Consider the following 12,510-nt stretch of genomic DNA (forward strand, 5'->3'; position numbering starts at 1 on the left):
ACGGGAAGCGAACTAGAAGGACGTTCGGGCCTTCAGCGCCTGGACCAGCGTTCCCTCGTCGAGATAGTCGAGCTCGCCGCCGACAGGAACGCCGTGGGCAAGGCGCGTCACCTTGACGTCCATGCCGCGCAGTCGGTCGGTGATGTAATGGGCGGTGGTCTGGCCCTCGACCGTCGCGTTGACCGCAAGGACGATTTCCGTCACGCCGCCGGCCGCGACGCGCTCGATAAGCTTGTCGATGGTCAGGTCGTCCGGGCCGATGCCGTCGAGCGGCGACAGGGTGCCGCCGAGAACGTGATAGCGGCAGTTCAGCGCCCCGGCGCGCTCCAGCGCCCAAAGGTCGGAGACGTCTTCCACGACGACGATGGTCGCCGTGTCGCGGCGCGGATCGGCGCAGATGGTGCAGGGGTCGCAGGTATCGACGGTGCCGCAGGTCGAGCACACCGTCACCCGGTCCACGGCGACGCCCATCGCCTGCGCCAGCGGGACCAGCAACTGGTCCTTCTTCTTGATGAGGTGCAGCGCCGCGCGCCGGGCCGACCGGGGACCCAGCCCCGGCAGCTTGGCAAGCAACTGGATCAGCCGTTCGACCTCGGGTCCGGCGACCGCCCGGTTGGCCATGGGGTCAGAACGGCAGCTTGAAGCCGGCGGGCAGGCCAAGGCCACCCATCAGTTCCTGGGTCTTCTGCTGCAGCAGTGCCTCGGCCTTGGCCTTGGCATCCTGATGCGCCGCGAGGATCAGGTCCTCAAGGATCTCGACCTCGTCGGGCTTGGCCATGGACGGGTCGATGCGGATGGCCTTAAGCTCGCCCTTGCCGGTCATGGTCAGGGTGACCATGCCGCCGCCGGCCGATCCTTCGACCGAAAGCGAGGCGATCTCTTCCTGCAGCGAGCCCATCTGCTCCTGCATCTGCTTCGCCTGTTTCATCATCTTCAGGAAGTCCATGGGTCTCTCCTTGAGAGCGGTGCGGCAGGGCGCCGGTTCAGACCTGCCAATCGGCGGACGGCCGTGCCGGGTTCCGCCGGTGTATCATGCGTCGGGGTCGATTTCGTCCTCGGCCGGCGCCATGTCAAGGGGCGCGTCCTCGGCCGCCATCATTCGCACGTCGACGACCTTGGCTCCCGGAAAGGCCGAGAGCAGGGCGGCGACGGTGGGTTCGGCCCGTGCGTCGGAGAAAAGCTGGCGCTGGTTGGCCTCGCGCTCCTCGTGCAGCGTCGGCCGGCCTTGCGTCCTGGAGACGGTGACGATCCAGCGGGTGCCGGTCCATTCCGACAGGCGGCGACCGAGCCGGCCGGCGAGATCGGGGTCGGCGCCCTCGACCGGCTGGAATTCGATTCGCCCCGGCTCGAAGCGGACCAGCCGCATCTGCCGTTCGATCTCGACCTTCAGACGAATATCGCGTTTTTCGCCCGCCAGGGCCGCACAGTCAGCAAGCGAGGCAAGTCCGTGGCTAGGTGCTGGCTGAGAGGCGCCAGCGGGCTCGGCGCGGGCCGTCTCCGGGGACAGTCCCCCGGCCAGCGCCTGCAGGCGCGGCGGCGAGGTGGGAGCGATCTGCGACTGTGGGGCCTGACCAGGTAGCGCCTGACCGGGCAGCGCCTGTGCGGAGGTGCGCATCTGCGCTGAGACAGCGACCGGCTCCGCCGTCGGGGGGGAGTAGGGGGCGCCGGAAGCGACTGGCGACGAGGCGGCTTGCGCCGGCTCGCCTGGCGCCTGTCGGCCGGAAGCGTCTCCGTCGGACGTCTGCGGCCGGGCTGGCGGCGCGGGCAGGCTGGAGCCGAGTGCCGCGGCCTTGCCCTCGCGCAGCATTCGCAGGGCATCTTCCGGGTCGGGAAGGTCGGCGGCATAGGCAAGGCGCACCAGCACCATGTCGGCGGCCAGTTGCGGCTTCGGCGCGGCCTGGACCTCCTCGATGCCCTTCAGCAGGATCTGCCAGGCGCGCGACAGCAGGCGCAGCGACAGGCGGCCGGCAAGCTCGCGGCCGCGCGCGCGCTCCGTCTCCGTCACGGAGACATCATCGCCGGCATCGGGAACGATTTTCAGGCGGGTGACGAGATGGGTGAACTCGGCAAGATCGGACAGCACGACCACCGGGTCGGCGCCGACTTCGTATTGCTGGCGGAATTCGGCCATGGCCGCGCCCGCATCGCCGCGCATCAGGTGCTCGAAGAGATCGATGACGCGGGCGCGGTCGGCAAGGCCGAGCATCGCCCTCACGGTCTCGGCGCCGATCGTGTCGCCGCCTCCCAGGGAGATGCTGCCATGGGCGATGGCCTGGTCGAGCAGCGACAGCGAGTCGCGCGCCGAGCCTTCGCCCGCCCGGGCAATCAGCGCCAGCGCCTCGTCGGCAACAGCGATGCCCTCGGCCTGCGAGATGCGGCGCAGCAGGCCGACGATCTTCTCGGCATCGATGCGGCGCAGGTCGAAGCGCTGGCAGCGCGACAGGACCGTCACCGGCACCTTGCGGATCTCGGTGGTGGCGAAGATGAACTTCACATGCTCGGGCGGCTCCTCGAGCGTCTTCAGCAGGCCGTTGAAGGCCGACTTCGACAGCATGTGCACTTCGTCGATAATGTAGACCTTGTAGCGGGCGGAGGCGGGCCGGTAGCGCGCCGCGTCGGTGATCTCGCGAATGTCGTCGATGCCGGTATGCGAGGCGGCATCCATCTCGATCACGTCGACATGGCGGCCGTCCATGATCGCCTCGCAATGCACGCCGAGCTTGTCGAGGTTGACCGTCGGCCGGTCGACTTCGCCGGGAACCTCATAGTTGAGCCCGCGGGCGAGAATGCGTGCCGTCGTGGTCTTGCCGACGCCGCGCACGCCGGTCAGCATCCAGGCCTGGGCGATGCGTCCGGTGTCGAAGGCGTTGCGCAGGGTCTGGACCATCGGTTCCTGGCCGACCAGATCGTCGAAGCTGCGCGGGCGATACTTGCGCGCAAGCACGCGATACGCGGAAGCGCCGGAATTCTCGTCGGAAGAGGTGGGGATGAGACCGTCCATGGGCCCGAGCTTAACGGCGCGACCGCCGGATGTTGAGGCCTATTCGGCGCGTCAGGCAGGATTTCCCCGCCGCCGCTTGCGATAACGCGCCATCACGCATCCCCGCGCTGATCGTGATGACCTCGCGAACAGGAAGGAAAACCGGGTCGGCGCCTGAAACGGAAAGGGTGGGAGGCTGGCACGGTGACCCGTGCCGCGACTCGTTGGGGCTGCTTCCTTCCGGACCTGACCCGGTTGGCGAGTGGCTCGTCCACCACCAACCTCCCGCGCCCTATATCGTGAGTTTCGCCCGCCGATGCAAGGGGAAATCCCGCAAGGATCACCGGCGAACCCCGCTCTCCCCGGTCTCGGCAACCGCTTGGGCGCGCAGATCCTTGCGGATGATCTTGCCGGTCGTGGTCATCGGCAGGGCATCCACGAAGGCGATCTCGCGCGGATATTCGTGTGCTGCGAGCCGCGCCTTGACGAAGTCCTGCAACTCGCGGGCAAGCGCTTGCGAAGGGGCATGCCCATCCGCCAGCACCACATAGGCCTTGACGATCTCCGTGCGGGCCGCGTCCGGCTTGCCGACGACGCCGGCCATGGCGACGGCCGCATGACCGATCAGACAATCCTCGATTTCACCGGGGCCGATCCGGTAGCCGGCCGAGGTGATGACGTCGTCGTCCCGTCCGACGAAGCGCAGCCAGCCGTCGGCATCGCGCACGCCCATGTCGCCGGTCAGCAGGTATTCGCCGGCGAATTTCGCCTGCGTCGCCTCGGGATTGTTCCAGTAGCCGAGAAACATCACCGGGTCTGGGCGCCGGACGCCGATCGTGCCCTGCTGGCCGTCTGGCAGTGGCGTGCCCGTGGCATCGACGATGGCAAGGTCGTGGCCGGGGACCGCGCGGCCCATGATACCCGGCCGCGCCGGCATCAGCCGCGCGCAGGAGGAGACGATCATGTTGCACTCGGTCTGGCCGTAGAACTCGTTGATGGTGACGCCGAACACCCGCCGGCCCCACTCCACCAGCTCCGCACCCAGCGTCTCGCCGCCGCTGGCGATCGTTCGCATGTTGAGACGCAGGCCCGCCGCCGGCTCGCCATGGGCCCGCATCATCTTGAGTGCGGTGGGCGGCAGGAAGGCGTTGCGGATTCCCTCCTCGGCGATCAGCTTGAACGCGGCCTCTGCGGTGAACTTGCGGAAGCGGCAGGCGACGACGGTGATGCCGTGATGCAGCGCCGGCATCAGCACGTCGAGCAGCCCGCCGATCCAGGCCCAGTCGGCAGGCGTCCAGATGCGGTCCCCGGGCTGGGGAAAGAGATCGTGGCTCATCTCGACGCCGGGCAGGTGGCCGAGCAGCACCCGCTGGGCATGCAGCGCGCCCTTTGGCTGGCCGGTGGTGCCGGAGGTGTAGATGATGATCGCAGGATCGTCGGCCAGCGTGTCTACCGGCGTGAAGGCGGTGGACTGGCTTGCGAGTTGCGCATGCAGATCGATGGTGCCGGGAGCCGCGCCATCGATTGTATAGACGATCTGTAGATCGGGAAGCTGATCGCGGATCCGGGCGAGCTTGGCTGCGCCCTCGGCATTGGTGACGACCGCGCGGGCACCGGAATTGCCGAGCCGGTAGGCCAACGCCTCGTCGCCGAACAGCATGAACAGCGGGATGGTGATCGCACCCATCTTGAGGGCGGCGATGTGGGTCGCGGCTGTCTCCACCGCTTGCGGCAACAGGACGGCGACCCGGTCGCCCTGGCGGACACCATCGCGGCAAAGCAGATTGGCGACGCGATTGGACAGCGCCTTCAGGGCCGCAAAGCTGATGACCTCCCGGCGGCCGTCTTCCGAGATGGCGATGATCGCCGTGCGCTCCGGGTCGACGTCGGCCCACTTGTCGCAAATGTCGAGGCCGATATTGTACCGCTCCGGCACCTGCCAGGCGAAACGCGCGGCAAGGTCCTCGTAGCTCGTTGCCTCAGGCAGCATCGGCGTCCTCCCTCTCGCCGGCGGTTCCGGCCTTGTCGTTTCTGTTGTCTGGCATGCCTTTTCGCGAGGAGCCCCGTCAACGGGAAACGCTGCTTCGCGAAGGGCTGGCGCTGGCATCTGCGGCGGCTATAGTGCGCTTTCCTGTCCCAGCCCGCCTCCCGACGGAGCATTCATGGCGTCCTTCAGTCTCGACTCGCGGCTTGCGGCCGACAGCCTGGCCGTCGCCGATCTGTCGCTGTCTTCCCTGCGCCTCATGCGAGACAGCCGATTTCCCTGGTTGTTGCTGGTTCCGCGCCGGCCGGACCTCGTCGAGATCATCGATCTGGCTGAGGCGGAGCAAGCCGTTCTGATGCGTGAGATCGCCCTTGCCAGCGAGGCCCTGAAGGCGGAGACGGGATGCGACAAGCTGAATGTCGGAGCGCTGGGCAACATCGTGTCGCAGCTTCATGTTCATGTCATCGCCCGCCGTGAGGGAGATGTCGCCTGGCCGGGCCCCGTGTGGGGATCGGGCCCTGCGGTGCCCTACGCTGCCGGGCAGGCCGAAGCGCTGGCTGCCGCGATTGCCGGTCGCTTGCCGAAGGACGCCTGGGTCCCGTTCACCAGCCACGCGACCTGAGCCGAGGACCGTTTCAGCATGACCAACACACCCGATACCGCCTTCGGGTTTGCCTATCATGGCAATCCGTTGGAGCGTCTGTCCGAATATCGCGGAGATGCGGAGTGGATGGCAGGGCACCGGAGCAATCCGCAGGCCCGCTTCGTCTTCTTCTGCGAGGGCAAGCCGCTGGTGGGGACGGACAGCGGGCCGCTGTCCGTGCTCTGGCAGGAGCAGGCCGGGGCGGTCTTTGCCCCGATCGAGAAGGAAGAGACGATCCTGCTCGGCTTCCAGCCCGATACGCGGGCACCGGTCTTTGCCGCCGCGCTGGCGGCGGACCCGGTGCGCATCGAGGCGGGTGGACGCAAGTTGATCGACATCCGCTCCCTGGCGCTACAGGGAGTGCTGCCGCCCCCGCAACTCGGCATGCTGGCTCAGGCCAGTGCCTTGCTGCACTGGCACACAAGCCATCGCTTCTGCTCACGCTGCGGGGCCCCCAGCGTCATGGCGCTGGGCGGATACCGGCGCGACTGCCCCGCCTGCGGTGGTCAGCATTTTCCGCGGACCGATCCGGTGGCGATCATGCTGGTGACGGATGGCGACGCCTGCCTGATGGGGCGTCCGCCGCGCCTGCCGGAGGGGGTGTTTTCCACCCTTGCCGGCTTCATCGAGCCGGGAGAGACGATCGAGGAAGCGGTGCGCCGGGAAGTGTTCGAGGAATCCGGTATCCGGGTCGGTGCCGTCAGCTATATGGCGAGCCAGCCCTGGCCGTTCCCGGCGTCCCTGATGATCGGCTGCCACGGTACCGCGCTCAGCCGCGACATCACCATGGACGCGGCCGAACTTGAGGCCTGTCGCTGGTTCTCTCGCGACGAGGTGACGGCGATGCTGGCGGATGCCCATCCCCAGGGCCTGAAGGTGCCGCCGCCGCTTTCCATCGCCCACTGGCTGATTCGCAGATGGGTCGAGGGGCAGGGCTGAAGATGGTGCCGGGGCCCGCCGACTGTCTTTATCTTACCCATCCGCAGGTGCGCATCGATCCCGACGTTCCCGTCCCCGACTGGAGCCTGTCCGAGGAGGGGCTCGGGCGCGCCCGCCTTGGCCTGCTGCGGCCGGAATTCGCCTCCCTCGGGCACATCGTCTCGAGTGGCGAGAGGAAGGCGATCGAGACGGCTGCGGTCTTCGCCGATCGCTTCGGTCTCGAACTGGTGGTCGATGACTTGATGCACGAGAACGACAGGTCGTCGACGGGTTTCCTGCCGCCGGAAGAATTCGAGCGCGTGGCCGATGCGTTCTTCGGGAGCCCGCACACCAGCGTTCGCGGCTGGGAGCGGGCCTGCGATGCCCAGGCCCGAATCGTCGACCGGGTGGCGGTGCATCTGGAGCGCATCCCGGAGGACGAGTGGGTGCTTTTCGTCGGCCATGGCGGTGTCGGCACCTTGCTCAAGTGCCATCTTGGCGGCTGGGCGATCGACCGCAGGCATGACCAGCCAGCGGGCGGGGGCTTCTTCTATTCCTTCGCGCGGCAGGCGCTGCAGGAGCGAAATGCCCCGGCGCCGGATCTTGCCTGGCGGCTCGTCGACCGGTGAGCCGGACCGGCTTGTGGTGGACGCGCCGGCTTCCTAAGTGAGGGGCGAAACAGCCCGCGACAAGGACCGCGTTACCAATATGATTCCCTCCGCCCTGCGCGCGCTCACCCAGATCTTCGAGCCCCCCTTGCGGGCAATCTTCTGGAAGACGCTCGGCTACACCCTGGCGCTGCTGTTCGTGGTCTGGCTCGCCCTGAACGGTGCCGTCGCGGCCCTGGTCAGCCTGCCCTATCCTTGGCTTGAGACGGTCCTGTCGCTGCTGACGGGCATCGGGGTGATCTTCCTGCTCGGCTTTCTTGTCGCACCCGTGACCGCGATCATCGCCGGCCTGTTGCAGGATGATATCGCCGATGTGGTGGAGCGTGACGACTATCCGGCGCACCCGCCGGGCAAGGCCCTGCCGCTGTCGGTGGCCCTGCCGCAGGCGATCAAGTTTGCCGGCATCGTCATCGCCGGCAACCTTCTGGCCTTGCTGCTGCTGCTCGTGCCCGGCGTCAATCTGGTCGCCTTCTTCGTGATCAACGGATATCTGCTCGGCCGCGAGTTCTTCGAGTTCGCGGCGACGCGGTTTCGTCCGCCGGAAGAAGCGCGTGCATTGCGACGCGCCCATTCGGGCACCGTTTTCCTGGCTGGGCTGGCAATCGCCGCCTTCCTCGCCGTGCCGCTGCTCAACCTGCTAACGCCGATCTTCGCCACCGTGATGATGGTACATCTGCACAAGCGTCTGACGTATAGGTAAGGCGTTTTGAGGAGTGGAGCGCCGACCGGCCGCCGCACGCGTCGAAGCCTGCTTTGGATCGGCATCGAAATCCGTGCTCCGTCTTATCCGACAGGATATTTTGACGTACCCGTCCGATGGAGTTAGAAGGCGGGTATACAAGGCCCTGATTTAGCTAACGTTTACGTAAGCGTAAGCCGATGAGGGAGACGGGAGAACAATCCATGTCGGACGTCGGGACGAGAAACAGCCGGCCGCTTTCGCCGCATCTCCAGATCTACAAACCCATCCTCACAATGGTCATGTCGATCCTGCACCGCATCACGGGCGGGGCGCTGTATTTCGGCACGATCCTTGTTGCCTGGTGGCTGGTGGCGGCAGCAGCGGGGCCGGAATATTTCGACTTCGTCAACACTCTGTATGGGTCGATTCTCGGGCGGCTGGTGCTGTTCGGCTTCACCTGGGCGCTGGTCCACCACATGCTGGGCGGAATGCGGCACTTCATCTGGGACATGGGACACGGATTCGGTCCCGAGGCCCGTGAGTGGCTCGCCCGCGCGACGATCATCGGTTCCGTGTCCTTGACGATCCTGCTGTGGGTCGTCGGCTATGCGGTTCGTTGAAGGAGGCTCGACCCATGACTGACATGCGCACACCGCTCGCGCGCGTTCGCGGCCTCGGCTCCGCCAGGGACGGCACCATGCATTTCTGGCGCCAGCGCGTCACCGCCGTCGCCAATGTCTTCCTGATCACCTTCTTCGTGATCCTGATCATCGCCCTGCAGGGCGATGATCACGCATCGGTCGCGGCCGCCCTCGCCAATCCGCTGGTGGCGATCGTCATGCTGATGGTGGTGGTCTCCGGCACCTATCACATGAAGCTCGGCATGCAGGTCATCATCGAGGACTATGTGCACGGCGAGTTGACCAAGTTCCTGGCGCTGATGGCCAACACCTTCTTTTCGGCGTTCATCGGCCTTGCGTCGATCTTTGCCGTCCTCAAGATCAGCTTCGGAGGCTGAACACCATGGCAGGACAAGCCTATTCCTTCGTCGATCACCGCTATGACGTGGTGGTCGTGGGAGCCGGTGGCGCCGGCCTGCGGGCGACGCTCGGCATGGCCGAGCAGGGTCTCAGGACCGCCTGTATCTCCAAGGTCTTCCCGACCCGCTCCCACACGGTCGCGGCGCAGGGCGGCATCGCCGCCTCGCTGCAGAACATGACGCCCGACTGCTGGCAGTGGCACATGTATGACACGGTGAAGGGCTCCGACTGGCTCGGCGACACCGACGCCATGGAGTATCTGGCCCGCGAGGCGCCGAAGGCGGTCTACGAACTGGAGCATTACGGCGTGCCGTTCTCGCGCACCGAGGACGGCCGGATCTATCAGCGTCCCTTTGGCGGCCACATGCAGAACTATGGCGACGGCCCCCCGGTGCAGCGCACCTGCGCCGCCGCCGACCGCACGGGCCATGCCATCCTGCACACGCTCTACGGCCAGTCGCTGCGCAACAATGCCGAGTTCTTCATCGAGTATTTCGCGCTCGATCTGATCATGTCCGAGGACGGGATCTGCCAGGGCGTCATCGCCTGGAATCTCGACGACGGCACCATTCACCGTTTCGCCGCCAAGATGGTGGTGCTGGCCACCGGCGGCTATGGCCGGGCCTATTTCTCGGCGACGTCCGCCCACACCTGCACCGGTGACGGCGGCGGCATGGTGGCGCGTGCCGGCCTGCCGCTGCAGGACATGGAATTCGTGCAGTTCCATCCGACCGGAATCTACGGCGCCGGCTGCCTGATCACCGAAGGCGCGCGCGGCGAAGGTGGCTATCTCGTCAACTCCGAGGGCGAGCGCTTCATGGAGCGCTATGCTCCCTCGGCCAAGGATCTCGCTTCCCGCGACGTCGTCTCGCGCTGCATGACGATGGAAATCCGCGAGGGGCGTGGTGTGGGCAAGAACAAGGACCACATCTTCCTGCATCTCGACCATCTCGATCCGGCCATCCTGGGCGAGCGCCTGCCGGGCATTTCCGAGTCGGCGAAGATCTTCGCCGGCGTCGACGTGACCAAGGAGCCGATCCCGGTCCTGCCGACCGTTCACTACAACATGGGCGGCATTCCCACGAACTACTGGGGCGAGGTGCTGAACCCGACGGCGGACGATCCGCATGCCATCCAACCGGGTCTGATGGCCGTCGGCGAGGCGGGCTGCGCCTCGGTGCACGGTGCCAACCGCCTCGGCTCCAACTCGCTGATCGACCTTGTCGTCTTCGGGCGGGCTGCGGCGATCAAGGCCGGCGAGGTGATCGATCGCAAGTCGGCCGTGCCGACGCCCGACGAAGCCTGCTGCGACCGGATCATGGGACATTTCGACCGGCTCCGTCATGCCAATGGCGGCACGCCGACCGCGCAGTTGCGCGAGAAGATGCAGCGCGCCATGCAGGAGGACGCCGCCGTCTTCCGCACCCAGGAAAGCCTGGAGCAGGGCTGCCGGCGCCTGTCGCAGATCTGGGGGGAGATGGCCGACCTCAAGGTCACCGACCGCTCGATGATCTGGAATTCCGATCTGGTGGAAACGCTGGAGCTTGAGAATCTGATGGCCAACGCCATCACTACGGTCTTCGGCGCCGAAGCGCGCAAGGAGAGCCGTGGCGCCCATGCCCGCGAAGACTACAAGGACGGTCCGATGGGCGGCCGCGACGACGAAAACTGGCGCAAGCATACGCTTGCCTGGGTCGACGAGGCCGGCAAGGTGACGCTCAAGTATCGCCCGGTGATCACCGAGCCGCTGACCACCTACGAGGAAGGCGGCATCGACCCGAAGAAGATTGCGCCGAAGGCGCGCGTCTACTGATGGAGACTGCGCACCGACCGGGCCTTGAAGGCTTTGCCGGTGCGCCTGGAGCCCTGCGGACATGACGGCGGCAGCCACACTCGTCGATACGACCTCTCCCTTCGGGACCTACCGGACCCGGGGACTGGCGCGTTTCGCGTGGCGGCTCGCCGATTGGCACGATCTCGCGCCGACCTTACGCAAGAAGCTGCGGGCGGTCGTTGCCCGCCTGTTCGCGGGCCCCTTCGATGCAGAGGTGGAAGGCATCCGCTTCCGGCTCTATCCCGGCTCCAACTATGACGACCGCAAGATCCTGGCGCGGCAGCGCCTGCCCGAGCGGGCCGAGCGGCGGTTTCTCGCCGCCCATCTGCGGCCGGGCACGGTCTTCGTCGATGTCGGGGCCAATGTCGGCAGCTACAGCCTTGCCGCCGCGCGCTGCGGCGCCACCGTTCTGGCGGTGGAGGCCAATCCGGAAACGGCGGGGCGCCTTGCCTTCAACATCGCCGCCAACGGACTGGCGGGAATAGATCTGGCGACGGTTGCCGTCGGCGAACGCCGCGGAACGATGGAGTTGTGGAGCGAGCCCAGCAATTGCGGCTTTGCGACCCTGTTGCCGGACCTGACGGAGGAATGGCAGGGCGACTGGCGGCCGCGCCAGGTTCGCGTGGAGCCGCTGGCGGAGATCCTGGTGAGCCACGGCGTGACGCGCGTCGACGTTCTGAAGGTCGATGTCGAGGGATACGAAGACCGGGTTCTGCTGCCCTATATCAGGTCGACGGATCCGAGCGGCCACCCCGGTGCGATCCTACTGGAAACCAACTGCCGCGAGCATTGGCAGGAAGACTGCCTCGCCGTGCTCGCTGCCTCCGGCTATCGGGTCGAAGGCGAAACGAAAGACAATGTGCTGCTGAGGCGTGCTGCCTGAGCGGCTGGAACGTGAACGGAATGGACGGCTGGCCCGAATTCGGCCGACCGAAACGCGGAGCGACGAGACATGGTACAGTTGACGCTTCCCAAGAACTCCCAGGTCACCCAGGGCAAGGTCTGGGACAAGCCGGCCGGCGCCACCAACCTGCGGGAATACCGCATCTATCGCTGGAACCCGGATGATGGCCGCAACCCGCGCGTCGACACCTATTTCGTTGACCTCGACGATTGCGGCCCGATGGTTCTGGATGGCCTGATCTACATCAAGAACAACATCGATCCGACGCTGACTTTCCGTCGTTCGTGTCGCGAGGGCATCTGCGGCTCCTGCGCGATGAACATCGACGGGACCAATACGCTGGCCTGTACCCGCGGCATGGAGGAGATCGGCGACGGCCCGGTGAAGATCTATCCGCTGCCGCACATGCCGGTCGTGAAGGATCTCGTGCCGGACCTGACGCGCTTCTACGCCCAGCACCGCTCCATCGAACCCTGGCTGCAGACGACGACGCCGGCGCCGGAGAAGGAGTGGCGCCAGAGCCATGAGGACCGCGCCAAGCTCGACGGCCTCTACGAGTGCATCCTGTGCGCCTGCTGCTCGACATCCTGCCCGAGCTACTGGTGGAACGGCGACCGCTATCTCGGCCCGGCGATCCTGCTGCAGGCTTATCGCTGGTTGATCGACAGCCGCGACGAGGCGACCGGCGAGCGCCTCGACAACCTCGAGGATCCGTTCCGCCTTTACCGTTGCCACACGATCATGAACTGTTCACAGGCCTGCCCGAAGGGCCTGAACCCGGCCAAGGCGATCGCCGAAATCAAGAAGATGATGGTCGAGCGCCGCGTCTGACGCACCGCCGCCGGCTTTGCATCTGC

The 12,510-nt window shown here is 66.5% G+C and carries 13 protein-coding genes and 1 other RNA gene; 9 read left to right on the forward strand and 5 right to left on the reverse strand.

Annotated elements, in window-relative coordinates; all coding sequences use genetic code 11:
* Positions 1 to 12 precede the first annotated feature (12 nt).
* The 5 genes from recR to TSB10P1A_RS14735 form a co-directional block, all read right to left on the reverse strand.
* Positions 13 to 621: a recombination mediator RecR gene (gene recR, locus TSB10P1A_RS14715; protein WP_186388688.1), complete on the reverse strand. Its 609-nt coding sequence runs from the start codon at positions 619 to 621 to the stop codon at positions 13 to 15.
* A gap of 4 nt (positions 622 to 625) precedes the next feature.
* On the reverse strand, positions 626 to 946 hold the full coding sequence (locus TSB10P1A_RS14720) for a YbaB/EbfC family nucleoid-associated protein (protein WP_186388689.1): 321 nt from the start codon (positions 944 to 946) through the stop codon (positions 626 to 628).
* 84 nt (positions 947 to 1,030) lie between these two features.
* Positions 1,031 to 3,001, reverse strand: coding sequence for a DNA polymerase III subunit gamma/tau (locus tag TSB10P1A_RS14725; RefSeq protein ID WP_186388690.1), 1,971 nt, complete (start codon positions 2,999 to 3,001; stop codon positions 1,031 to 1,033).
* 167 nt (positions 3,002 to 3,168) lie between these two features.
* Positions 3,169 to 3,266: signal recognition particle sRNA small type (gene ffs, locus TSB10P1A_RS14730), an RNA gene on the reverse strand.
* A 54-nt stretch (positions 3,267 to 3,320) separates the two neighbouring features.
* A complete protein-coding gene (locus tag TSB10P1A_RS14735; protein WP_186388691.1) occupies positions 3,321 to 4,970 on the reverse strand; it encodes an acyl-CoA synthetase in 1,650 nt (549 codons plus the stop codon).
* Positions 4,971 to 5,142: 172 nt separating this feature from the next.
* On the opposite strand from TSB10P1A_RS14735, the gene TSB10P1A_RS14740 reads away from it, so the two are divergent.
* The 9 genes from TSB10P1A_RS14740 to TSB10P1A_RS14780 all read left to right on the forward strand — a co-directional run bounded on the left by TSB10P1A_RS14740 (position 5,143) and on the right by TSB10P1A_RS14780 (position 12,484).
* The gene (locus TSB10P1A_RS14740; RefSeq protein WP_186388692.1) at positions 5,143 to 5,586 is read left to right on the forward strand and encodes an HIT domain-containing protein; all 444 of its coding nucleotides are present in this window, start codon (positions 5,143 to 5,145) and stop codon (positions 5,584 to 5,586) included.
* Between the two features lie 18 nt (positions 5,587 to 5,604).
* Complete coding sequence (nudC, locus tag TSB10P1A_RS14745; protein WP_186388693.1) at positions 5,605 to 6,546, forward strand: NAD(+) diphosphatase; 942 nt, start codon at positions 5,605 to 5,607, stop codon at positions 6,544 to 6,546.
* On the forward strand, positions 6,525 to 7,154 hold the full coding sequence (locus tag TSB10P1A_RS14750) for a histidine phosphatase family protein (RefSeq protein WP_244293128.1): 630 nt from the start codon (positions 6,525 to 6,527) through the stop codon (positions 7,152 to 7,154). The genes nudC and TSB10P1A_RS14750 overlap by 22 nt, the downstream gene beginning before the upstream one ends.
* 79 nt (positions 7,155 to 7,233) lie before the next feature.
* Positions 7,234 to 7,893, forward strand: a complete 660-nt coding sequence (locus tag TSB10P1A_RS14755) for a sulfate transporter family protein (RefSeq protein ID WP_186388694.1) — start codon at positions 7,234 to 7,236, stop codon at positions 7,891 to 7,893.
* Between the two features lie 203 nt (positions 7,894 to 8,096).
* Positions 8,097 to 8,495 (forward strand): succinate dehydrogenase, cytochrome b556 subunit, encoded by a 399-nt coding sequence (gene sdhC, locus TSB10P1A_RS14760; protein WP_186388695.1) that lies wholly within the window; start codon positions 8,097 to 8,099, stop codon positions 8,493 to 8,495.
* Between the two features lie 14 nt (positions 8,496 to 8,509).
* Positions 8,510 to 8,893 carry a succinate dehydrogenase, hydrophobic membrane anchor protein gene (gene sdhD / locus TSB10P1A_RS14765; RefSeq protein ID WP_186388696.1) on the forward strand — a complete coding sequence of 128 codons (384 nt, stop codon included), beginning with the start codon at positions 8,510 to 8,512 and terminating at the stop codon, positions 8,891 to 8,893.
* A 5-nt stretch (positions 8,894 to 8,898) separates the two neighbouring features.
* Complete coding sequence (gene sdhA / locus TSB10P1A_RS14770) at positions 8,899 to 10,728, forward strand: succinate dehydrogenase flavoprotein subunit (RefSeq protein WP_186388697.1); 1,830 nt, start codon at positions 8,899 to 8,901, stop codon at positions 10,726 to 10,728.
* Positions 10,729 to 10,789: 61 nt separating this feature from the next.
* Positions 10,790 to 11,632, forward strand: a complete 843-nt coding sequence (locus TSB10P1A_RS14775; protein WP_186388698.1) for an FkbM family methyltransferase — start codon at positions 10,790 to 10,792, stop codon at positions 11,630 to 11,632.
* Positions 11,633 to 11,701: 69 nt separating this feature from the next.
* Positions 11,702 to 12,484, forward strand: a complete 783-nt coding sequence (locus tag TSB10P1A_RS14780) for a succinate dehydrogenase iron-sulfur subunit (RefSeq protein ID WP_067223334.1) — start codon at positions 11,702 to 11,704, stop codon at positions 12,482 to 12,484.
* Positions 12,485 to 12,510 lie beyond the last annotated feature (26 nt).

Origin of the sequence: Stappia sp. TSB10P1A (assembly GCF_900185725.1) — a bacterium.
In the GTDB taxonomy this organism is placed as follows: Bacteria; Pseudomonadota; Alphaproteobacteria; order Rhizobiales; family Stappiaceae; genus Stappia.